This window comes from Brevundimonas sp., from assembly GCF_965278935.1.
Classification (GTDB): Bacteria; Pseudomonadota; Alphaproteobacteria; order Caulobacterales; family Caulobacteraceae; genus Brevundimonas.
On the sequence record NZ_OZ257124.1, the window covers coordinates 2,109,168 to 2,131,382 of the forward strand.

General features: G+C 68.2%; 19 protein-coding genes. 10 read left to right on the forward strand and 9 right to left on the reverse strand.

The window, feature by feature from the left end; translation table 11 throughout:
- Nucleotides 1–34: 34 nt before the first annotated feature.
- Entirely contained in the window at nucleotides 35–295 is a 261-nt protein-coding gene (locus tag ACQY68_RS10625; protein ID WP_428149390.1) for a hypothetical protein, read from the reverse strand.
- 284 nt (nucleotides 296–579) lie between these two features.
- Between ACQY68_RS10625 and tyrS the strand changes: the two genes are divergently transcribed.
- The 4 genes from tyrS to ACQY68_RS10645 all read left to right on the forward strand — a co-directional run bounded on the left by tyrS (nucleotide 580) and on the right by ACQY68_RS10645 (nucleotide 4,233).
- Nucleotides 580–1,836, forward strand: coding sequence for a tyrosine--tRNA ligase (tyrS, locus tag ACQY68_RS10630; RefSeq protein WP_428149391.1), 1,257 nt, complete (start codon nucleotides 580–582; stop codon nucleotides 1,834–1,836).
- Between the two features lie 5 nt (nucleotides 1,837–1,841).
- Complete coding sequence (locus ACQY68_RS10635) at nucleotides 1,842–2,297, forward strand: peroxiredoxin (RefSeq protein WP_428149392.1); 456 nt, start codon at nucleotides 1,842–1,844, stop codon at nucleotides 2,295–2,297.
- 198 nt (nucleotides 2,298–2,495) lie between these two features.
- A complete protein-coding gene (locus tag ACQY68_RS10640) occupies nucleotides 2,496–3,647 on the forward strand; it encodes a M23 family metallopeptidase (protein WP_428149393.1) in 1,152 nt (383 codons plus the stop codon).
- Nucleotides 3,637–4,233, forward strand: coding sequence for a bactofilin family protein (locus ACQY68_RS10645; protein ID WP_428149394.1), 597 nt, complete (start codon nucleotides 3,637–3,639; stop codon nucleotides 4,231–4,233). The genes ACQY68_RS10640 and ACQY68_RS10645 overlap by 11 nt, the downstream gene beginning before the upstream one ends.
- Before the next feature lie 62 nt (nucleotides 4,234–4,295).
- On the opposite strand, the gene prfB is transcribed toward ACQY68_RS10645, so the two are convergent.
- The 4 genes from prfB to ACQY68_RS10665 form a co-directional block, all read right to left on the reverse strand.
- Nucleotides 4,296–5,418 (reverse strand): peptide chain release factor 2 gene (gene prfB / locus ACQY68_RS10650; RefSeq protein WP_428149395.1). Its coding sequence is split into 2 segments (ribosomal slippage): nucleotides 4,296–5,348 and nucleotides 5,350–5,418, totalling 1,122 coding nucleotides; the frame shifts between segments, so codons are not numbered across the junction.
- 145 nt (nucleotides 5,419–5,563) lie between these two features.
- Nucleotides 5,564–7,990 (reverse strand): penicillin-binding protein 1A, encoded by a 2,427-nt coding sequence (locus ACQY68_RS10655; RefSeq protein ID WP_428149396.1) that lies wholly within the window; start codon nucleotides 7,988–7,990, stop codon nucleotides 5,564–5,566.
- Nucleotides 7,991–8,045: 55 nt separating this feature from the next.
- Nucleotides 8,046–8,750: an exonuclease domain-containing protein gene (locus ACQY68_RS10660; protein WP_428149397.1), complete on the reverse strand. Its 705-nt coding sequence runs from the start codon at nucleotides 8,748–8,750 to the stop codon at nucleotides 8,046–8,048.
- A 64-nt stretch (nucleotides 8,751–8,814) separates the two neighbouring features.
- Nucleotides 8,815–10,041 (reverse strand): N-acetylmuramoyl-L-alanine amidase family protein, encoded by a 1,227-nt coding sequence (locus ACQY68_RS10665; protein ID WP_428149399.1) that lies wholly within the window; start codon nucleotides 10,039–10,041, stop codon nucleotides 8,815–8,817.
- A 523-nt stretch (nucleotides 10,042–10,564) separates the two neighbouring features.
- On the opposite strand from ACQY68_RS10665, the gene ACQY68_RS10670 reads away from it, so the two are divergent.
- Genes ACQY68_RS10670 through ACQY68_RS10680 form a run of 3 tightly spaced genes read left to right on the forward strand, consistent with a single transcriptional unit; the run spans nucleotide 10,565 to nucleotide 15,550 of the window.
- A complete protein-coding gene (locus tag ACQY68_RS10670) occupies nucleotides 10,565–13,249 on the forward strand; it encodes an Rne/Rng family ribonuclease (protein WP_428149400.1) in 2,685 nt (894 codons plus the stop codon).
- A gap of 56 nt (nucleotides 13,250–13,305) precedes the next feature.
- Nucleotides 13,306–14,730, forward strand: coding sequence for a M48 family metalloprotease (locus tag ACQY68_RS10675; protein WP_428149401.1), 1,425 nt, complete (start codon nucleotides 13,306–13,308; stop codon nucleotides 14,728–14,730).
- Nucleotides 14,731–14,749: 19 nt separating this feature from the next.
- The gene (locus ACQY68_RS10680) at nucleotides 14,750–15,550 is read left to right on the forward strand and encodes a thioredoxin domain-containing protein (protein ID WP_428149402.1); all 801 of its coding nucleotides are present in this window, start codon (nucleotides 14,750–14,752) and stop codon (nucleotides 15,548–15,550) included.
- Between the two features lie 22 nt (nucleotides 15,551–15,572).
- On the opposite strand, the gene ACQY68_RS10685 is transcribed toward ACQY68_RS10680, so the two are convergent.
- Nucleotides 15,573–16,478: an alpha/beta hydrolase-fold protein gene (locus ACQY68_RS10685; protein ID WP_428149404.1), complete on the reverse strand. Its 906-nt coding sequence runs from the start codon at nucleotides 16,476–16,478 to the stop codon at nucleotides 15,573–15,575.
- A 222-nt stretch (nucleotides 16,479–16,700) separates the two neighbouring features.
- Between ACQY68_RS10685 and ACQY68_RS10690 the strand changes: the two genes are divergently transcribed.
- The 3 genes from ACQY68_RS10690 (at nucleotide 16,701) to ACQY68_RS10700 (ending at nucleotide 18,932) form a co-directional block, all read left to right on the forward strand.
- Nucleotides 16,701–17,003 carry a PadR family transcriptional regulator gene (locus ACQY68_RS10690; RefSeq protein ID WP_428149405.1) on the forward strand — a complete coding sequence of 101 codons (303 nt, stop codon included), beginning with the start codon at nucleotides 16,701–16,703 and terminating at the stop codon, nucleotides 17,001–17,003.
- The gene (locus ACQY68_RS10695; RefSeq protein ID WP_428149406.1) at nucleotides 17,000–18,157 is read left to right on the forward strand and encodes a hypothetical protein; all 1,158 of its coding nucleotides are present in this window, start codon (nucleotides 17,000–17,002) and stop codon (nucleotides 18,155–18,157) included. The genes ACQY68_RS10690 and ACQY68_RS10695 overlap by 4 nt, the downstream gene beginning before the upstream one ends.
- Before the next feature lie 199 nt (nucleotides 18,158–18,356).
- Nucleotides 18,357–18,932: a hypothetical protein gene (locus tag ACQY68_RS10700; protein WP_428149407.1), complete on the forward strand. Its 576-nt coding sequence runs from the start codon at nucleotides 18,357–18,359 to the stop codon at nucleotides 18,930–18,932.
- Nucleotides 18,933–19,003: 71 nt separating this feature from the next.
- On the opposite strand, the gene ACQY68_RS10705 is transcribed toward ACQY68_RS10700, so the two are convergent.
- From ACQY68_RS10705 to ACQY68_RS10715, 3 genes are all read right to left on the reverse strand, one after another.
- Nucleotides 19,004–20,713 carry a hypothetical protein gene (locus ACQY68_RS10705; RefSeq protein WP_428149409.1) on the reverse strand — a complete coding sequence of 570 codons (1,710 nt, stop codon included), beginning with the start codon at nucleotides 20,711–20,713 and terminating at the stop codon, nucleotides 19,004–19,006.
- 66 nt (nucleotides 20,714–20,779) lie between these two features.
- Nucleotides 20,780–21,289, reverse strand: coding sequence for a DUF3224 domain-containing protein (locus ACQY68_RS10710; RefSeq protein WP_428149410.1), 510 nt, complete (start codon nucleotides 21,287–21,289; stop codon nucleotides 20,780–20,782).
- A gap of 58 nt (nucleotides 21,290–21,347) precedes the next feature.
- Nucleotides 21,348–22,136 (reverse strand): thiazole synthase, encoded by a 789-nt coding sequence (locus ACQY68_RS10715; protein ID WP_428149411.1) that lies wholly within the window; start codon nucleotides 22,134–22,136, stop codon nucleotides 21,348–21,350.
- Between the last annotated feature and the right edge of the window lie 79 nt (nucleotides 22,137–22,215).

The following is a 22,215-nucleotide window of genomic DNA, read 5'->3' on the forward strand; positions in this document are numbered from 1 at the left end:
AGCCACCGATAACGCGCCCTGCCCCGGCGTCAATCTATCCCATCGGCGGCGCAGGCGGGTGGCGCTCCAGCAGGTGCAGGGCCCCAAAGAACAGGACCGGCGGCAGGATCAGGGTAGCGGCCCAGGCCCAGCCATAGCGCCGGGCCGCCGTCAGACCCAAGATGAGCAACAGGACCGCAGCCATCACCATGCTGACCATCGTCATGGTTCCGGACGAACTGTAGAGTTCCCACCGCCGCTGAATGTAGACGGTCATCGCCACACCCATACCGCCGCCGATGAGGAACATCGCCATTGCGTGCCGCATGTGGGGAGACTTGAGATAGTCCAGTCGTCGCCCCATCCGGACGCGGCGTCTCTGTTGGGCCGGAGATGGTTGCATGACGGCATCCCTCGCTTGACGGCTCCGCTTGGCCGCCATATTCCAACGCCCATGTCCGCCGCCCGTGCCCTGACAGGCCTGTATTATCGCTCGCTGAGCTAGCGAGCGGCTTGCGAACATTCGCGCCGCCCCGTCGGCGGCGCGCTCTTCCCGGAAACGGATGACGCCCGCTGGCCCCCCTGCTAACGGAGCCGACCATGAGCGATCCAGCCTTTACCTCCGACTTCCTGCAGACGCTTCAGGCGCGCGGATACATCCATCAGATCACCCATCCGGCCGAGCTGGATGCGGCGGCGAAAGCCGGCGTCGTCGCCGGCTACATCGGGTTCGACGCCACGGCGCCCAGCCTGCACGTCGGCAGCCTGATCCAGATCATGATGCTGCGCCGTCTCCAGCAGGCCGGCGGGCGGCCCGTGGTCATCATGGGCGGCGGCACGACCAAGGTCGGCGACCCGACCGGCAAGGACGCCTCGCGCCCGCAGCTGACCGACGAGACGATCCAGTCGAACATCGCCTCCATCAAGACGGTGTTCGAGAAATTCCTCACCTTCGGCGACGGCCCGACCGACGCAATCATGATCGACAACGACGAATGGTTGTCGAAGTACGGCTATGTCGAGTTCCTGCGCGACTACGGGACCCATTTCACGGTCAACCGGATGCTGGCCTTCGACTCGGTCAAGCTGCGGCTGGAGCGCGAGCAGCCGATGACCTTCCTCGAGTTCAACTACATGCTGATGCAGTCGGTGGACTTCCTGGAGCTGAACCGCCGCCAGAACGTGACCCTTCAGATGGGCGGCTCGGACCAGTGGGGGAACATCGTCTCGGGCGTCGACCTCGTGCGCCGCGTGGACCAGAAGGCCGCCTTCGGCCTGACCACGCCGCTTCTGACCACGGCGTCGGGCGGAAAGATGGGCAAGACGGCCCAAGGCGCGGTGTGGCTCAACGCTGAACAGCTGAGCCCCTACGACTACTGGCAGTTCTGGCGGAACGCAGAGGACGCGGACGTGGGCCGCTTCATGCGTCTGTTCACCGACATGCCGCTCGACGAAGTCGCCCGCTTCGAGGCTCTGGAAGGCGCCGCGATCAACGACGCCAAGAAGGCGCTGGCCGATGCCGCCACGACCCTGTTGCACGGCGCGGAAGCAGCAGCTTCTGCTCGGGCGGCGGCGGAAGGCGCATTCGAGCAAGGTACGCTGTCGGCCGATCTGCCGACCGTCGAACTGCCCTCGACCGAGGTCATCGGCGCCATGCTGGCCGCCGTCGCGACCCGCGCGGGCCTGACCGCCTCAAACGGCGAGGCGCGTCGCCTGGCCCAGGGCGGCGGTCTGCGCCTGAACGACGAGGCCATCGCCGACGGCGCGCGGCTTATCGAGGCCTCCGACGTCAATGCCGACGGTGTCATCAAGCTGGCGGCGGGCAAGAAGAAGCTCATGCTGGTCCGGCCGGTCTGATCGCCATGACCGAGATCACTGAAGGCTCGAAAGCCCCCGCGTTCGACATCCCCGCCGACGGCGGCGGCCGTGCGACCCTCTCCGGCCCCACCGTCGTCTTCTTCTATCCGAAGGCCGACACGCCGAGTTGCACCAACGAGGCTATCGACTTCTCGGCCCACATCGACGCCTTCAGGGCCGCTGGCGTTCAGGTCATCGGCATCTCGCGCGATCCGGTGAAGAAGCTCGACCGGTTCAAGGCCAAGCACGACCTCAAGGTCGTCCTCGGCTCCGACGAGGCTGAAGCCGTCACCGAGGCCTGGGGCGTCTGGGTCGAGAAGACCCTCTACGGCCGCCAGTATATGGGCATCGAACGGGCGACCTTCCTGATCGACGACACGGGTCTGGTCCGCAAGGTCTGGCGTCAGGTTCGGGTCAAGGGCCATGCCGAGGCCGTTCTCGCAGCCGCGAAAGAGCTTTGATCCGACTGCGGACCGGTCTGTTAAGACTAGCTGTGCCGCTCGACAGTCTATCGGATTACGCCCGGCGCGCGAATCTGGGCCCGAACAGATTCGTTTTCACCACCTGAGACGGGCAACGTGGTTAACATTACGTGAACGGTATTGCCGTCTGGCAACACTTCACGGATAACGCTCCCCGGTACGTGGGGGCGTGTTGAAATGAATGACGAACAAGGGGTGGTCAGGCGCTCTTTGATCCAGCGATGGTTTCCCGAGCGGCATGTCTACCTGCGGTCGAGCGGAGACGATATCCGCGGCTACGTTCTGACCAGCGGCAAGCAGATGATGATGGCCAGCGTCGCCGTCGTCGCCGCCGCCTGGACCCTGGTCGCCTCGGGCGGCTTCATCTTCGACATGATCGCCCGCACCCAGGCCGACGCCGAGGTCGTGCAGGCCCGCGCCGCCTCCGAACGCCTCAACGCCGACCTGCAGGCCCGCCTCGAGACCGCCGTCGTCCGCATGTCCGCCACCACGGGCGGCCTCGATGAAATGGCGCAGATGGTCGAGCGCCGCCACGCGGCCCTGACCAATGTCATGAGCATGTTCCACGGCGTCGACGGCGCCGAGGCCGCTCTGGCCCCCGCCCCGGCCCTCAGCGCCGCCGCAGCCCGCCCTGTCCAGCGCATCGTCGCCGTCCGCATGGATCAGGAGCGACTGATCGAACGCGCCGGCGACTTCGCCCAGACCCGCGCCGAACGCCTCCGCCTGGCCTTCCGGCTCGCCGGACTGAACCCCGCCGCCTACGGCGCCGCCTCGGGATCCGCCTTGGGCGGCCCGCTGGTCGAAGCTCGGGATCCCCAGGCCCTGGCTGCCATCCTCGACGTGGACGAGCCCTTCGCCGTCCGCATCCGCCACGCCGCCGACAACCTGTCGGAGATGCGCAACTTGGCGGACGCCGCCGAACACCTGCCGTTCGATCGCCCGACCCAGGCCCGCACCACCTCGGGCTTCGGCGTCCGCTTCGATCCGTTCAACGGCCGCCCCGCGGTGCATCAGGGTCAGGACTTCGCCGCGCCCCTGAACACTCCGATCTACGCCACCGCTCCCGGCATCGTGTCTTTCGCCGGCGTTCGTTCAGGGTATGGCAACACCGTTGAGATAGACCATGGTCGCGGTTTCAAGACCCGCTTCGCCCACCTGAACGCCATGGCCGTCCAGCCCGGCCAGCGCATCGCGCTGGGCCAGCGGATCGGCGCCATGGGCACCACAGGACGCTCCACCGGCGTTCACCTGCACTATGAAGTGTGGATGGATGGCCGACCCCAGAACCCCGCCCGCTTCTTCCGAGCAGGAGACCAGATTGTTCAATAAGACCAGATCCCCCGCCCCCGCCACGCCGGACCGTCCGTCGAACGCGCCGCCGATCCCGCCGCTGCCGGATCTGCCGTCGCCCGGCATGAGCCGCTCGGCTGCGCCGGCTCCGGCGCCCTCGCCGATCGCCTCGTCGCGCGGCCTGTCGACCCTGTCGTCGGACCTGCAGTTCGAGGGCAATGTCTCGGGCGCCGGCGACCTCCAGGTCGACGGTTCGGTCAAGGGCGACGTCCGCGTCGGCCGCCTGATCGTCGGCGAGACCGGCGCCATCGAAGGCAACGTCGCCGCTGATTATCTTGAGGTTCGCGGCCGTATCGTCGGCGCCGTGAACGGCAAGCAGGTCAAGCTGGTCTCGACCGCCTACGTCGACGGCGACATCACCGCCGAGCAGCTGTCGATCGACATCGGCGCCTATTTCCAGGGCCGCGTCCTGCAAAGCCGCCGCGAGGCTCCGGCCCCAGTCGCCCCGGCTCCGCGTCCGGCCGCTCCGGCCCCGGCCTCCGAGTTCGAGGCCCCGCCCGCCCCGGTCATGGCCGCAACCCCGATCGAGGACAAACCGCAGATCATCGACCTGAAGTCGGTCTGATCCACGGGCCCATCAGATGACAAAAAGGGCGGCTCCTTCGCGGGAGCCGCCCTTTTCCCTGGCTAGTCGACGGTGGATCCGCGCGTCTCGCCGACCCGCTGGGCGAGAGCCGCGCCCATGAAAGCGTCCAGGTCGCCGTCCAGCACGCCCTGGGTGTCCGAGGTCTCGACCTCGGTCCGCAGATCCTTGACCATCTGATAAGGCTGCAGGACGTAGCTGCGGATCTGATGGCCCCAGCCGATGTCCGTCTTGGCGTCGGCCATGGCCTGGGCCGCGGCCTCGCGCCTTTGCAGCTCCAGCTCGTACAGGCGACCGCGCAGCATCTTCCACGCCTGTTCACGGTTCTGGTGCTGTGATCGCCCGGCCTGACAGGCCACGACGGTGTTGGTCGGGATGTGCGTCAGGCGGACGGCGGAATCGGTCTTGTTGATGTGCTGACCGCCGGAGCCCGACGCGCGATAGGTGTCGGTACGCACGTCGGACGGATTGATGTCGATCTCGATCGTGTCGTCCACGACCGGCGAGACCCCGATTGAAGCGAACGAGGTGTGCCGCTTGGCCGCTGCGTCATACGGACTGATGCGCACCAGACGGTGCACGCCCGACTCCGACTTCAGCCAGCCGTATGCGTTCGGACCCGTGACGAGGATGGTCGCCGACTTGATGCCGGCCTGATCGCCGTCTTCCATCGCCTCGATCTCGACCTCGTAGCCGTGGGCCTTGGCCCAGCGCGAATACATCCGCAGCAGCATCCCGGCCCAGTCGCAGCTCTCGGTGCCGCCGGCGCCGGAGTTCACTTCCAGATAGGCGTCGTTGCCGTCGGCCTCGCCCGACAGCAGGGCTTCCAGCTCGGCCCGCGCGGCGCGGTCCTTGATGGCCTTCAACTGGCCGCGCGCTTCATCAAGCGTCGCCTCGTCACCCTCCTCCTCGGCCATTTCGGACAGCATGACGCCGTCCTCGAGCTCGCGCTCCATGGCCTTGACGGTGTTGATCTTGGCCTCGAGCTGCGAGCGTTCGCGGCTGACCGCCTGTGCCTCGTCGGGCTTGTCCCACAGGGTCGGGTCCTCGACCCGGGCGTTCAGCTCATCGAGCTTTCGGTTGGCGACATCCCAGTCAAAGACGCCTCCTGAGCAGAGCGACGCTCTGCTCGATGTCGGCCTTCATGGCCTCGACATCCGGTCTCATGTGCAAATCCTTACGGTGCGGAGGGGCGGAGATAGAGCGCGTCGGGCTGCGGGGGAAGAGCAAAAGAGGTCGTAGGGCTTAGGTCTCAGGGCTTGGTCAGCCCGCCTTCCTACGCCCTAAGCCCCACCGACTAAGCCCTTTTCCCCTAGAACAGCCCGTCCAGATCCGCCGCCGGCTCCTGCTTCGGCGCAGGGGGCGCGGTCGGCGGGGGGGCGGACGGTCCGGACGTGATCCCGGCGGCCGCTTCCTGCTCGCGACGAATGACCTCGTTGTAGTTCTGGGGGCCTTCCGGCACGGCCGGACCGGTCTCGCGGTTCTCTTCCTCGCGGCGACGCTCGGTGCCGGGGCGGAAGGCTTCCTCGATGCCGTTCACACTGCGGAAGATGGCGCCGCGCGGACGGACGAACGGACGGGCCGGACGTTCACGCAGGGCATCCTCCATGAAGTCGATGAAGATCGGCACGGCGGCCGAGGCGCCGGCCTCCCCGGATCCCAGCGACCGGTTGTCGTCGAAGCCGATATAGACCCCGACCACGATGTCGGTGGTGAAGCCCACAAACCAGGCCGAGCGGTACTCGTTGGTCGTGCCGGTCTTGCCCCCGACCCAGCGACCCAGGCCGCGGGCGGCGGCGGCGGTGCCCCGCTGGACCACGCCTTCCAGCATGGATGAGATCTGATAGGCCGTAATCGGGTCGATCACCTGGGTCCCGCGCGGCTCCAGGAAGGGCGACGCCTGACCCGAGAAGGCCCGTCCGCAGTCGCGGCAGCGGCGCTGGTCGGCGCGATAGATGGTCTCGCCGTCCCGGTCCTGGACGTATTCGATCAGATAGGGATCGACGCGCCGCCCGCCGTTGACGAAGGCGGCATAGGCGGCGGTCAGGTGATAGGCCGTGACCTCCCCCGCCCCCAGCGACACCGAGAGGTTCGGTTGCAGATTGTCGGCGACACCCATGCGGGCGGCCAGATCGACGACCTTGTCCATGCCTATGGTGTTGGCCAGCCGCACGGTCATGACGTTCCGCGACAGCTCCAGCCCGCGACGCAGGGTCGAGGGACCATAGTAGCGGCGGCTGTAGTTCTCCGGCGTCCAGCGACGGCCGTTCGGCCCGCCGGCGAAGCTGATCGGCCCGTCGACCACGATCGAGGCGGGCGTGAAGTCGCCTTCCAGCGCCGCAGCATAGACGAAGGGCTTGAACGACGAACCGGGCTGGCGCTGGGCCTGGGTCGCACGGTTGAAGCTCGACAGGGCGTAGGAGTAGCCGCCGACCATCGCCAGCACGCGGCCGGACTGGGGCTCGATGGCGACCATGGCGCCGTTGACGGCCGGAACCTGTTTCAGGGCGAACTGGCCGTTGCGGGGTTCGACGAAGATCAGGTCGCCGCGCTTCAGCGGACGATTGGCGTTGGCCCAGGCGGCGTCGCCGGCGATCAGGGTCCCCGTCGTGTCGTCGCGGGCGGTGCGGATCTGGACCGTGTTGCCCGATACGCTCTCGACGGCGGCGGCGCGCCACTCGCGGCGTTCCGGCGGGGCCGCCTGTCGCAGGGCCACGGCCTGCCAGCCCGGCGCGAAATCGGTCGTGCCCCATGCGCCGCGCCAGCCGTGGCGTCGGTCGTAGTTCTCGAGCCCGCGCATCAGGGCGTCGCGCGCCGCCGTCTGCAGCGACGGATCCAGGGTGGTGCGCATGTAGAAGCCGCCGGCGTTCAGCTGGGCGCCGAACTCGGGGTTGGCGGCGGCCTGACGGCGCGCCTCTTCCACGAAGAAGTCGGCGTCCTGGTATTCCGCCCTGCGCGGCGCGGCGCGCGTGTTCAGGGGGCGGGCGATCGCCTCCTGATACTGGGCCTGGGTGATGAATTGGTTCTGGGCCATCTCGCCCAGCACCCAGTCGCGACGGCCCTTGGCCGCCTCGGGGTGGCGTTTCGGATGGTAGTTGTTCGGCCCCTTGGGCAGGGCCGCGAGGAAGGCCGCCTCGTCCGGCGTCAGCTGGTTCAGCGACTTGCCGAAATAGTTGTAGGCGGCCGAGGCCACGCCGTACGACCGGTAGCCCAGGAAGATCTCGTTCAGATACAGTTCGAGGATCTGCTCCTTGGACAGCGTCGCCTCGAGGCGGCTGGACAGGATGGCTTCCTTCAGCTTGCGGCCGATCGTCGATTCATTGGTCAGCAGAACGTTCTTGGCGACCTGCTGGGTGATGGTCGAACCGCCTTCGAGACGACGCCCGGTTGCGAAGTTGAAGACGTTCTTGAACATCGCCCGGCCCAGGCCCGAGACGTCGATGCCGCCATGCTGGAAAAAGTTGCGATCCTCGGCGGCCAGGAAGGCCTGCACGACCGGTGTCGGGATCTGCTCGTAGGGCACATAGATGCGGCGCTCGTCCGAGAACTCGCCGATCAGGGTGCCGTCGCCGGCATAGACCCGCGTCGCGGTCGGCGGCCGGTAGTCGGCCAGCTCGGACGCATCGGGAAGGTCATGGAACAGCCAGGCGGCGTAAACCGCCACGATCAGCCCTGCGAGCGCGATCGCGCCCAAAAGGCCGATGCCCGCCATCACGAACCACCGTTCGGCAACCTTCACCAAGACTTCTCCGACTACGCGCTCGGCCCGATGTAGCCCGCGTCGTCCTACGGGGCTAGCTGACTTTTCGCCGTTCGAGTTCGGCGCGCGCCGCCCCGACGGCATCGGCGTCCATGTCCGTCTGGCTCGCCATCCAGCGCAGATAGTCGGGCGGCACCTCGGACCAGGGTTTGCGGCGATGCTTGCCGAAGGGAACGACCGCCATCTCGCGCGGTGCGGCGGTCCATTCGATCATCTGATCGACCGAATGGTCTTTCAGCAGATCCATCAGAATATGGGCGGTGACCCAGGCGTCTGGTCCCGCCCGGTGGGCCGGGTCAGCCAGTGCCGGATCCAGCCGGAACCCGCGCCAGTATCTCAGAATCTGGTTGGAATGGCCCGGCGCCTCGGGCCAGGCCTGTTTCGAAGACCGAACCGTGCAGATCCAGGGCAGGCCGCTATGCGCCGTATCGGCGATGAAGCTGCGTTCGAACCGCGCGGAATGCGCCACCATCACGTCGGCCGGGCCCAGATCGGCGAACATGGCGCGCAAGGCGTACTCGTCGCAGTGCGGATCGGCATCGCAGAAATGTTCAGGTGTCAGGTGGTGCACGGCCATGGCGTGGAACGATATCTCACCTCTCGGCCGGAACAGCTTCGACACCGGCGGGCGGGCCGTCCAGCCCTTCCCGTCCCGCACGACATCGACGATCCCGACCTCGATGATCTCCGAGGCCCGGTCCCCGCCGGTCGTTTCCAGATCGATGACCCTCAGTCGCATACGGCCGATGTAGGCGATCGGTGTGCGATTGCACGGGGCGCTGCGTCAGCTTTGGACGCAGGCCCTAGGGCTGGCCGCCGGAAACCCCGTTCGACGCCAGTTGCAGCGGCGCCGTGGGCTCGCGGAAATACCGGTCGATGCCTTCGGCTACGGCGCGAACCAGCTGGCGACGTTGCGCCGTATCGCCCAGAGCGCGCTCGTCGTCGGGATTGGTGATGAACCCCATCTCGAGCAGCACGGCCGGCACGTCGGGAGCCAGAAGCACGGCCAGACCCGCGTCGCGATGGCTGCGACGCAGCAGCGGGTGGTTGGCCGCCTCCAGATGGGTCAGCAGGACACGGGCGAACTGGGCCGAGCGGTTCTGGGTCGCGCGCTGGGTCATATCGAGCAGGATGCGGTCCACGGACGGGTCGCGGCCGGGCAGGTGCAGGTCGCGGTGCCAGTCGTCCGTGCGGGTGACCTCGCGAACGGCCCGCGTCGCGCCCTGTTCGGACAGGGTATAGACCGAGGCGCCGCGCGTGGCCGGATCGGCGCCGGCGTCGGCGTGCAGCGAGATGAACAGGTCCGCGTCCGCCTGACGCGCGATCCGTACGCGGCGATACAGGTCGACATAGGCGTCGGTCTCGCGGGTCAGCATGACGCGATAGCGGCCGGTGCGGTTCAGTTCGTCACGCAGCGCCAGGGCGGCGGCCAGGGTGACCGCGCTTTCGGTCCGATGCGCGCCCAAGGCGCCGGGATCATGACCGCCGTGTCCGGCGTCGATCACGATGAGGGGACGCTCGGTCCGCCGCTGTTCAGGGCGCGGCGCCTGACGCTCGGCCGCCGGAATCGCGGCCGAGCCGGTCGCGGCGATGTCGATGACATAGCGGTAGTGGGCCACGCCGTCGCCGGGCGGCAGCAGGAAGCGGCGTTCGATCCGCGCGGTCCGGGCCAGACCCAGTTGCACCCGCGAGGCCGTACCGGACGCACTGACGCGCCAGTCGCGCACCAGGCCCGAGCCGGCGCCGTCGACGCCTCGCCCGGCCCCGACCCCGGCCAGCGTCAGGACGACCGAGCCGCGATCCCCGCTTTCGACCACTTCGCCGCGAGCGGAGCGGTCCAGATCGATGACGATCCGCGTGCGCTGCACGTCTCCGCCGAACCGCACGCCGCGCACGTCGCCGGTGGCCCCGGCGGCCAGACCGCGCGTCGAAACCAGCAGCACGACGCCCAGCACCACGAGGGCGAGGGCCGTCATGGCCCACTCGCGCGGGCCCCATCCGGACAGGTTGAAATATTTGCGACCGGTCATTCTGACGGCGGACCCACCTTTATCGTTGCCAGTGTTGTGACAGGGCTCGGTTTGGATTGGGTTAAGCGGCGACGCTTTTCCGCCGTCCACGACCTAAATCGGAGCGCTGCCTTTCCATTCCGTGACTTGATGCTTATGCTTGTATCCGTCCGCGAACGATCGCGCCGCCGCTTTGTCGGTTTGGCGAGGCCCCGGCGCGGCGCCGACGTCCCGCCTTCGCGGATCGTGTCGCCCCCTGTCTCTGACCGTGGTCACTGACTGACTGGCCCATCGATCGAACAAGCCGGGCCTATTCCGAACCGGACCTTGCGACGCCTGTCGGCGCGGGTCCAGGACCGACCAGAACCCATGGGCACCTCCGCCTGCCTCTCCCGTGAACCGACAGCCCCCTTCGGGCCGGTCGCAGTCGTATTCGGCCATCGCCGCGACGACGGGATGACGCACGCGTCCGCCCCTTACCCCGTTCGGCGAGCCGCCACGGCCCATTCCGGCCCCGGCAGAGCGCGCCAGAGAGATACCTTCAATGTCAAAGACGATGCTTATCGATGCAGCGCACGCGGAAGAAACCCGCGTCGCTATCGTGGACGGCCGCCAGGTTGAGGAATTCGACTTCGAGTCGAAGACCAAACGCCAGCTTCGCGGTAATATCTACCTCGCCAAGGTCACCCGCGTAGAACCCAGCCTGCAGGCCGCCTTCGTCGAGTACGGCGGCAATCGCCACGGCTTCCTGGCCTTCAACGAAATCCACCCCGACTACTACCAGATCCCGGCCGCCGACCGCGACGCGATCATGGCCGAGGCCCATTCGGCCGAGGACGATCACGACGACGAGCACGCCCGTGACTCCGACGACGGCGATTCCGAAGGCGGCATGGCCGAAGAGGAACGCCTGAAGCGTCGCCTGATGCGCCGCTACAAGATCCAGGACGTCATCAAGCGCCGCCAGATCCTGCTGATCCAGGTCGTCAAGGACGAGCGCGGCGGCAAGGGTGCGGCCCTGACCACCTGGCTGTCGCTGGCCGGCCGCTATTGCGTCCTGATGCCCAATACCGGCAAGGGCGGCGGCATCTCCCGCAAGATCACCCAGGCCTCGGACCGCAAGCGCCTGAAGGCCGCCGCGGCGGCCCTGGACGTGCCGCGCGGCATGGGCCTGATCATCCGCACGGCCGGCGCCAAACGCACCAAGGCCGAGATCAAGCGCGACTACGAATATCTGCTGCGTCTGTGGGAAACGATTCGCGAGACCACCCTCGCTTCTCACGCCCCGTCGCTGATCTATGAGGAAGAGAACCTCGTCCGCCGCGCCGTGCGCGACATGTTCGACAAGGATTTCGACGGCATCCAGGTCGAGGGCGTCGAGGGCTTCAAGGAAGCGCGCGACTTCATGCGGGTGCTCATGCCCTCGCAGGCGAAGAAGGTGCACCTTTATCAGGGCTCCAAGCCTCTGTTCGCCTCCAACGGCATCGAGGAACTGCTGACGCAGATCCACCAGCCGGTCGTGCCGCTGAAGTCCGGCGGCTATCTGGTGATCAACCAGACCGAGGCCCTGGTCGCGATCGACGTCAACTCGGGTCGCGCCACCAAGGAACGCAACGTCGAGGCCACGGCCTTCAAGACCAACTGCGAAGCCGCCGTCGAGGCCGCCCGCCAGTTGCGCCTGCGCGACCTCGCCGGCCTTGTGGTCATCGACTTCATCGACATGGACGAGTCCAAGAACAACCGGACCGTCGAACGCATCCTCAAGGACGAGCTGAGCCACGACCGCGCCCGCATCCAGATGGGCCGCATCTCGGGCTTCGGCCTCATGGAGATCAGCCGCCAGCGTCGCCGTCTCGGCGTGCTGGAAGGCGCCACCGAGGTCTGTCCGCACTGCCAGGGCGCCGGTCGCGTCCGCTCGGCTGAATCCGCCGCCCTGATGGTGCTGCGCGCCGTCGACATCGAGGCCGGCAAGAACGGCGCGGGTTCGATCAATCTGAAGGTCTCCTCGGCCGTCGCCCTCTACATCCTGAACCACAAGCGCGATTACCTGCAGCGTCTGCTGGAGCGTCGTGGCCTGGCCGTCATCATCCAGATCGACGACCGCATGGGTCAGGGCGAGAGCGCCATCGAGCGCACCGAGACCAACGAGGACTTCGTGGCCCCCGAGGCCGCCGTCACTCTGGCCGATCTCGAAGACGACTTCGACGACAACGCCTGGCAGGACGAAGACGACAACGACGACGATGAGGACTTCATCGCCGACGACGACGAAGACGCCCTGGATCGCGAGGATTCCGACGACGACGAACCGCGCGAGCGGGCCGAGCGCGCAGAGCGTTCGGACGGCGATCGCGGTCGTGGCCGGGGCCGTCGCCGTCGCGGCGGTCGTCGCGACGAGGAGGCCGCGCCCGTGGCCGCCGACGCCGAGGTCGAGGGTCTGGCCGCCGACGACGATGACAGCGAGGCCGGTCGTCGCCGCCGTCGCGGCCGTCGCGGCGGACGTCGCATCCGCGAGGATGGCGACACCGCAGGCGCTGGGACGGGATCCTTCTTCTGGGTCCGCGGCCGCACCCCGTCGCTGGACGATCCCTATGTCTGGTTCGACCCGATCAACCCCGCCCCCCGCGCCGAACGCCCGGCCGCACCGGCGCGTGACACGGCGGAAGCCGCTCACGATGTCGAGGAGCGGATCGGCGAGCGTCCGGAAGGCGAGACCGCAGGAGATCGCGAAGGCGGTCGCTCGCGTCGTCGTCGTCGCGGCCGGGGTCGCGGCGAACGCGCCACGCCGCACGACCTGAAGGTCGAGGGTCGCGCCACCAACGAGGGCATGCCCGCCGACGGCAATCCCGATGCGCCGATGGCCGTGATCCTGCCTGACGCCGCGTCGGACGCGCCGGCCCCGGTCATCGCCGCCGAGCCTCAGCGTCGTCGCGTCCGTCGCAAGACCGCCGCCTCGACCGTCGAGACCGGTGTCGAAACGGCCGAGGTCGCCGAGGTCGCTGAGGTTGCCCCGCCGCTGGAGCCGGAGATCGCCTTCGTCGAGGCCGCGCCCGAACCCGCGCCAGAACCCGAAGTCGAACCGCAACCCGTCGCGCCGGAGACCCTGGTCGTCGCCGAACAGGTCGCCCCTCCCGCTCCCGAGGCCGATCTCAGCGCGATCATCGCCGCCGATCCGAACCAGATCACCGCACCGCCCGCGAAACCGAAACGGGGATGGTGGCGTCTGTGATCAACCGCGCCTAGGTTAGGTGCATGAGGCGGGGGCGCCGTTCGAAGGAGTTCGCCATGATCCGGCCGACCCGCGTCGCGTCCTCCGTCCTCGGGTGGGTCGCCGCGTCCGCCGCCGTCCTCGTGATGGCGGCGGCCGGCCCCGCCTCGGCCCAGTCGACCATCCGGGACACCGAGGTCGAGGGCATCATCCGCGAATGGACCGACCCCGTCTTCTCGGCCATGGGTCTGGAGCCGTCCGAGGTCGAGGTTCTGCTGATCAATGACCCGGAACTCAACGCCTTCGCCACGCGCGGGCGGATCATCGGCGTCAACACAGGCCTGATTCTGCGTACCCGCGACCCCAACGAGCTTCTGGGCGTCCTCGCCCACGAGGCCGGCCACGTGAAGAATCGCCATACGCTGCGCGACGGCGCCCAGGCCGCCGGCATGCAGCCCTTCCTGATGTCCATGGCCCTGGGCGCCCTGGCCATCGCGGCGGGCGAACCCGGCGCCGGCATGGCCCTGGTCGGCTCGGGCCAGTATTTCGGCACGATCAACGCCCTGCGCTACATGCAGGGCCAGGAGGGCGAGGCCGACATCACCGCCGCGCGCGGGCTCGAGGCCGCCGGCGAATCCGGTCGCGGCCTGGTCGAGTTCTTCGAGAACTTCCGCAGCCAGGAAGTCTTCTCCGACGCCCGCCGCTACCCCTATTTCCGCAGCCACCCCCTGTCCGGTCAGCGGATCGAGGCCCTGCGCCGCCCGGTCGAGGCCGCCGCCCACTATGGCCACCAGGACAGCCCCGAACGGCTGGCCCAGCACGCCCTGATCCTGGCCAAGATCCACGCCTTCATGGATCCGCCGACCCAAACCCTGCGCGCCTATCAGGAAAGCGATACCGCCTTCCCCGCCCGCTATGCCCGCGCCATCGCCTGGTATCGCGACGGCCAGACCCAGCGCGCGCTCGACGCCACGGCGGCCCTGATCGCCGAGGATGTCGACAACCCCTATCTCTGGGAGCTCAAAGGCCAGATCCTGTTCGAGGAAGGCCGCGCGACCGAGGCCATCGACGCCCACCGCGAGGCCGTCCGGCTCAAGCCCGACGCCCCCCTGCTGCGCATCAACCTGGCCCACGCCCTGATCGAGACCAACGACCCGGCCAACCTCGAGGAGGCCGTCGACCAGCTCAAGCGCGCCGTCGCCCGTGAGGAGGACAACACCCTCGCCTGGCGTCTGCTGGGTCAGGCCTATGCCTCCCAGGGCAAGGAGGGCGAGGCGCGTCTGGCCTCGGCCGAATACTATTTCGCCGCCGGGGCTGAGGAACAGTCGACCCAGTTCGCCCTGCGCGCCCGCGACATGCTCCCTCGCGGCTCGAACGAATGGCGGCGCGCCATGGACATCGTCCTGGCCTCCGGCGCCACCATGGACGACATCGCCGACGTCGACAGGCGCAACGAGCGTCGTCGCGAACGCCAGCAGACCGTCATTCCCCCCGGCGCCTGACCCCCATTCCGAGAGCCTCATGACCGACGAAGCCCCCGTCCCCGCCACGGACGCAAAGCCGACCGCACGCGATCCCTTCGTCTGGTTCGCCGGCGGCCGGGGCGGCGCGATCGCCGTCGCCGTATCGGTCGTCGCCCTCGGCCTGTCCGCCGCCCCCTACTTCAACGGCGGAGATTTCGGCGGCAAGGTTCGCGCCTATCTGCTGGCAAACCCCCAGGTCATGACCGAGGTCCAGGCCGCATTCGAATCCCGGGCGGAAAGCGCCCGCGTCGACACCATCAACGCCGCCGTCGCCGCCAACGCCGCCCTGATGGCCCCCGACCCGCGCGACCCCGCCTTCGGCCCCGCCGACGCCAAGGTCACCGTGGTCGAGTTCTTCGATTACCGCTGCCCGGGCTGCAAGGCGGTGTCCGAGGACTATCTGGCCCTGATCCGCGCCAACCCCGACGTCCGCTTCGTCTTCAAGGAATGGCCCATCCTGGACCGGGGCGACGACACCACCTCCAACTACGCCGCCCGCGCCGCCCTCGCCGCCCATCGCCAGGGCAAATACCTCGCCGTCCACCAGGCCCTGATGGCCACGAGCGGCCTGACGCGCGAAGCCGTGGACGCCGTCCTCGCCGCCAACGGCGTCGCGATGGACCAGGCCGCAGCCGTCATCCGCGACACCGGCACGGACCGGCTTCTGGCCGACACCCACACCATCGGCGCCACCCTCGGTCTCGTCGGCACCCCGACCTTCCTGATCAACGGCAAGACTACGGCGAGCATCAACCCGCAGGAGGTCGCGGCGGCGATCGCGGCGGCCAAGGCGGGGTAGTTGGGGCGGGTCAGGAGTTAAATCAGTCGGCCAGGAAACTGGCCAGGGAAGCGATGTCCGTCGCGCAGTGACCACCGTAGAGAGGCCGCCACTCTGTACGCATGCCGCGCTCCGCCGCCCGCTTTGCCAACAACCGGGTTCCCTCGTAGTTGCCATAGGCGTCGTAGAGCCCGTTCGACAGATAAAGCGCGGGGAAGTCCGGTCCGGCCCGCTCGATGAGCGAGAGAGGGGATATGCGGCGCCATTCGGTTTCGTCGGCAATGTACTTCCGCGCGAGTAGCCATATTCCGAAAGCCATCTTTGGGTTGGCGCCTGTTCGTTCGATCCCCGCCCGCATCGTCGCCAGTGAACCGAAGGGCGAGTCCGCGTAGACCCCGGGGCAGAGGGCCGCGATCCTGTCGAATGACCGAGGTTCAGACAGGCCTGCGATCAAGACATTCAGGCCGCCCATGGACTCGCCCATCAGAAGTCGGCGGCGAGGCGCGCCCGTCCTGGACTCGATGTCCGGGAGGCGGCCCATCAGGTCCTCCAGCAAGCCGCTTTCGGAACGCTTCCCCCGGGGCGTGAGAAGCCAGGTCGGCCCATAGGAAAGGGTCACCACTGTGGGCGGCACTGCTCCACGGTCCTGCCATTGCGCCTGCAGCATCGCCGTCAGATAGGTGTCATCGTTCCACACCCGCTCATCCAGACCGCGGCCGTGCAGGTGGTAGAGAACGTTTCCGTTCGTCCCCTGGGCGGCCCGGTAGATGCAGTAGCGAAGCGAACCGGACGCGCCGCAGGTCTCCACGGCGGGTCGGAAATCAACGGCCTGGGCGCCCCAGGGTCGGGTCAGCTGTGACCAGGCGTTATGGAGCAGGACGACCAGAACCAGCGCGACGACACCCCACGCCAGGGGTCGACTCAGGATGCGCAGATTTCGTGCGGACATGTGTCGGCTCTCTCGAAAGTCCAGTGGCACGCGCGTGGGCTCCTCGTCGTCAGCCCGGGTGTTTCAGACGCGGGAACACTCGTCCCGAAACGGCGGGCTCGAAACAAATCTACCTAAGTAGATTTGGAGTCAATGCCCTCATTCGAGACTGGTGGGTGCGCAGCGACAGGACGGTCGCTGACACTCACTTGACCGCTATTCGATCTATGTAGAATTGCCCGGATGATCCGTTCTCGATCCCTGTCGCCGGCTGCCCGGTCGGTCCTGTCACTGCTGGCCGAGGCCGGGCCGGCATGGTCCCACGGCTACGACCTTTGCCGCAGGGCCAAGGTGAAATCCGGGACCCTCTATCCGTTGCTGATCCGCCTCGAGCAGCAGAATCATCTTGAGGCGCAGTGGTTGCCGCCGAAACCCGGACGGCCACCGAGGCACGCCTACCGACTTACCGCCTCGGGGCGCCGCCTCGCGTTGGATAACCCCCCGCTCGGTTCGGCAAGGTCGGCGCTGATCGAACGACCCGTATGACCGTGGCTGAGCGGATCATCCGCGCCATCTGCCGCCTGCTACCCTCTGGTCTGCGCGACTGGGGCGAGGCGATGGCGCAGGAAGCGGCCTCGATCGAACGAACAGGTGCAGCCATGGCCTTCGTCATTAGTTGTGGCGTCTGGGTCGTCCGTGAGGCGCTGGGCCATGCGGTGCGGTCGGCCCTGACACCGGGAGTGGCCAATCCGGAAGACCTTGCGACCCGGCGACCACTGTGGGGATTCCGCGAGGCGGCGCTGACGTGCGCAGTCGCGGCCACAGGCCTGGGACTTGTCTTCCTTGCGGAGGCGGGTGCGCCCGCGCCGTATCTGATCCTCAATCTGACGGCGCTCATTGCGGGACTCATCATCGTCCTGCCCTTCCGACAGCGTGATCCGGTCACGACGCCGTTCGCAGGCGTTGTTGCGATCACGACGGGCCTGATCCTGCTTCTGACGGCAGTCTTCGGCGACGAGGCGGCTGACGCGCGGCGGTGGCTATCCCTGGGCGGCCTGGTGTTTCAACCAGGCCTGATCGGTCTCCCCTTCCTGCTGGTGGCCTTTGCGCGATCTCGCGACCTGATGACGACCTCTGGCCTCCTTCTGGGGGCGATCGCGGTCGCGCTCCAACCAGATCGCGCCATGGCGGGCGCCATGGTCGCGGGAATCGCGGCCGCTGCTCTGATGAAAAGTGACCGCATGGCCCTCCTCGCGCTGTCGGTCGCACTGGCCTGTTTCATCGTGACAGCGGTGCGGCCCGACGCCGCGCCCGCCACATCGTTCGTGAACGGCGTGTTCCATCTGGCTCAATCGACCAGTTTGATCGCCGTTCTGGCAGTCTGGAGCGGGGTTACCATCCTTCTGCTACCGCCCGTCCTCGGCCTGGGGCGAGGTCGGGAAACGGCATCGGCTCACGCTGCTTTCGGCGCGACCTGGCTGGCCCTGATCGCAGCGGCCCTGTTTGGAGACTATCCCGTTCCCATGATTGCCTACGGGGGTAGCGCCATTGTCGGATACATTTGGTCGATACTGGCGCTTCCTGCACAGGTCTCTCCGGCGCGGCAGCGTGCATCGGCGATCGATCCGCATCCGTCGCAGACGATCGACCCTGATGGGCGCTGCTGTGTATTCCTCTCGGGTCGAGGCTGCCGTCCCTGAAGCGCTTTGCAGCCGACTCTGTCAGTGTCAGTCCCAAGTCACGCCGGGCCCTCTCGCCCTTCTTTTTCGAGCCCGTCAATGTATCGGATCGCCCCGATGTGATCCGCACATCCTCCCCGAAACCCTTTCAATTCAACGCCCGGCTCTGACGAAAGCCTTTATCCGCGCCTTCATATGAAACGCGCGCACACTTCGGGGCATGACCGAGAGCAACCACAGACCGCCCCGCCTCACCCCCGAAGCCTGGAGCCACGCCCGCGAGGATTTCGTCGCCGGCCTCAGCGCCGCCGCCGTCGCCGAGCGTTACGGCACGACCGAGCGCAGCGTCCGGCGACGCGCCGCCGTGGAGGGTTGGCGACGGCGCGACTTCATGCCGGGGCGCATGGCCCCGCCGCCACCCTGGATGGCCGGACCCAGGACCAAGGACGAAGAGATCGAGTTCGACCCCGCCCTGGCCGAGGTCGACGAAGCCGAGACCGTCTCCCGCTTCGGCCTGCTGTTCAATCCGGACGCCCGGTCGCTGCGCCGCTTCGCCTTCCGTCAGGCGGCCGAGAACGCCGCCGTCGACCGGCCGCAACAGGCCATGACATGGATGAAACTGGTTCAGCTCGTGAATAGCTGCGACTTGAGGCTGGAGAGCGGGGCATCCGCCTTCCGCGACATCGACCACGTCCGCGCCGCCTATCTGCGCCGCCTCAACGAGGCCGTCGCCGAGGGCCGCGACGCCGCGCTGGCCGAGGCGGCGGATGGCGCTGACGCCGCCTCGCAGGCATGATCCGGATTTCGTCCGTTTCGTCCCGTTTCGTCACCCTGCGTTCGTCATGACCGACCGGACGAAACCGTGACCTAGGCCAGCTTCAGGCTCATCTCCCCGCCGATCCATTCGACCCGCGCCTGGGCGCGCGCGGCCTCGGCGGCGGCGATGTTGCCCAGGGCCGCCTCGGCCTCGGCGAGAACGAAATAGCTGTAGGGGTCCATCGGCCAGTCGATCAGCAGTTCCTCGATCTTGGCCTTCGCGCCCGCCGCGTCGCCGTTGGCCAGCATCGCGGCGGCCAGGCTGCGCCGGGTCGGGTACCAGAGGATCGGCGGGTCGCCGCCCTCCTCCTCCATGCCCTGGATCTCGGCGGCGCGGGTAAAGGCGGCGACGGCGGCCCCGGCATTGCCTTCCAGCATGGCGGCCCGGCCCTCCAGCACCCGCTGGGAGACCTCCATGAAGAGCTTCATCTCCTCGTTCCGGCCCCCGGTGATCTCGAAGCCCTCGCGGATGACCTTGATGGCTTCGGCCTCGGCCCGGACGGCCGCGGTATCCCCGGCCCGCGCCGCCGCCTCGCCCCGCCCGTAACGCCAGCTGGCGCGCAGCAGGGGCTTGTCCTCGGGCGGTTCGGCCAGGGCCGCGACCTGGGCCGGCGTGCCGAAGCGGCCGTAGATCGCATAGGCGTCGTTGGCCATCAGCTGACGCCACAGGGCGTCCGTCGGGATGTCGGGATAGGTGGACAGGAAGCCCTCGGCCAGCGCCAGCCCCTCCTGCGCCCCGCCGGCCATCAGGGCCCCGCCCATGCCGAAGTGGATGTTGTGGGCGTGTAGCGGCATTCCCGTGATCCCGCCCGGAGGCGCCGCCAGTTCGTCGTAGCGCTTGTCCAGCGCCACGGCCTCGACGTTGGACCGCATGGCGTCCCGGTAGCGGCCCACCCTGTAGAAGGTGTGCGACGGCATGTGCACCAGATGGCTGGCTGACGGCGCCAGCCGGGCCAGCTTCTCGCCATAGGGAATGGCCTTGTGCGGGTCGTCGGACCACTCGGTCAGGTGGATGTAGAGGTGGATCGTGCCGGGATCGTCGGGCGCCTTCGCCAGCGATCCCTCAAGGATCTGCATGGCGCGGACGATGCCGTGGTCCTTGGGCGCGCCGTCGTCGTCGAACCACTCGTCGGCCTGCAGCATCCAGGCATCGGCGGCGATGGCGGCGATCAGGGGGCTGTCGGGGTTGCGGCGCTCGATCCGGTCCATGGCGCGGGCGAAACGCACGTCCCGGCTCGCCTTGGCCCCGGAGTAGCGCTGGATCAGGGCGTCGATCATCTGGCGCTGCAACGGGGTCGCGCCCCGGGCCTCGCGCCGCGCCAGCTGGGCCAGCCGCAGACCCGCCCTCAGCGAGTCGTCATCCGTGCCGCCGCCGTTGAGGTTGGGCCCCGTCGCCCAGGCCTCGCCCCAGGCGCACATGCCACAGTCGGGATCGATGGCCCGCGCCCGGCGGAAGGCCCGGACCGATTCCTTGTGCTCGAACGCCCAGCGCAGCCGCACCCCGTGGTCGAACCAGGCCTGCGCCTCCGGATTGGCTGTGTCGACGGGCCAGCTCGCGACTTCGCCGAAGCCCGGAACCATGATCATGGAGCCTTCCGGGGCCGCATCCAGCACCGACCCGACCCGGCCGCATCCCCGGGGGTTCTGCAGCAGGGAGGCGCTCGCCTCCGCATCCGCCGTGGCCGAGGTCGCATCCGCGACAGCGGCCGGCCCTGCCAGACACAGGGCCACAGCGGTGAAGCTCAACAGTTTCAGTCGCATCGTCGTCCCCCATGCCGAAGCCCGATCCTGCCCCACCCGGACGCCGCTTCCAAGCGCCGGATTGGCTCAGGGATTGGGAAGCCGATAGGCCAGGTCGTAGTGATGGACGCCGTCGTCGGTGACCGTGAGGGCGAAGTCGCCCGTCAGCCCGACCAGTTCCCCCGTGCCGGAGTTCGGGACCACGGTGATGGACAGGGTATAGCCCCCGGCATTGATGTCGCCGCGATGGGCCATCAGGAAGGCTCCCTGCCGCCCGTCGAGCGTGCCGACGACCCGCTCCAGCGCGACATAGGTTCCGGCCGTCTCCACCCCGGGCGGGCCCCCGGCCAGCATCTCGCCCGTCGCCGTCCCGTCGATGCCGCCTTCGAACGTCTTGGACAGCCCGTAGCGCGACAGGCCCAGTCCCGCCTCGACGACCTCGGGCGCGCCCGGCGTCATCTGGACCCGAAAGGTCCCGACCGCGTGACGCACTTGGGCTTCCTGGGCGCGGACGGTCCCGGCAGCCAGCCAGCCCGCCGTGACCAACAGGCCGATCACGGCCACAGCCAGATAGCCTCTCAAGGTCAGGGTTCGCATCGGGCTCTCTTGGAACATTACCGGAACATCCTGCGGCCGGACCGGCGTTCCGTCAAGCCTAGATCAGACCGCCCAGCGGCGACGACGGATCGGCGTACATCTTCTTGGCCATCCGCCCGGCCAGATAGGCCTCGCGCCCGGCGATGACCGCATGCTTCATCGCCCGCCCCATGCCGACGGGATCGCGCGCCCCGGCTATGGCCGTGTTGGCGATCACCGCATCGCAACCCAGCTCCATGGCGATGGTCGCGTCCGAGGCCGTGCCGACGCCGGCGTCGACCAGCACCGGCACGCTCGCCTGCTCGACGATCAGCCGGATGTTGACCCGGTTCTGGATGCCCAGCCCCGATCCGATCGGTGAGGCCGCCGGCATGATCGCCGCCGCGCCCGCATCCTCCAGTCGTTTGGCCATCACCACGTCGTCGGTGCAGTAGACCATCACGTCGAACCCGTCCTTGACTAGCAGGTCCAGGGCCCGCAGCGTCTCGATCATATCGGGATAGAGGTGGGCCGAGTTCGACAGAACCTCCAGCTTGACCAGATCCCAGCCGCCCGCCTCGCGCGCCAGCCTCAGGGTTCTCACTGCGTCCTCGCCGGTGAAGCAACCGGCCGTGTTGGGCAGGAAGGTGAACCGGTCCGGCTTCAGATAATCGACCAGCATCGGCTGGGACGGATCGCTGAGGTTCACGCGGCGCAGGGCGACGGTGACGATGTCGGCGCCCGCCGCCTCGGCCGCGGCCGCGTTCTGGGCGTAGTCGGCGTATTTGCCGGTCCCGACGATCAGGCGCGAGTTGAAGCGGCGACCGGCCACGGTCCAGGTATCGGCGGAAAGGGATGGCGAGGACATGTCCGGTCCTTAGCCCCGTCTCTCGCCGAAGGCGACGGCGCCCCATCGAATTCGAGGCGAACTGACGGCAGGAAATTGC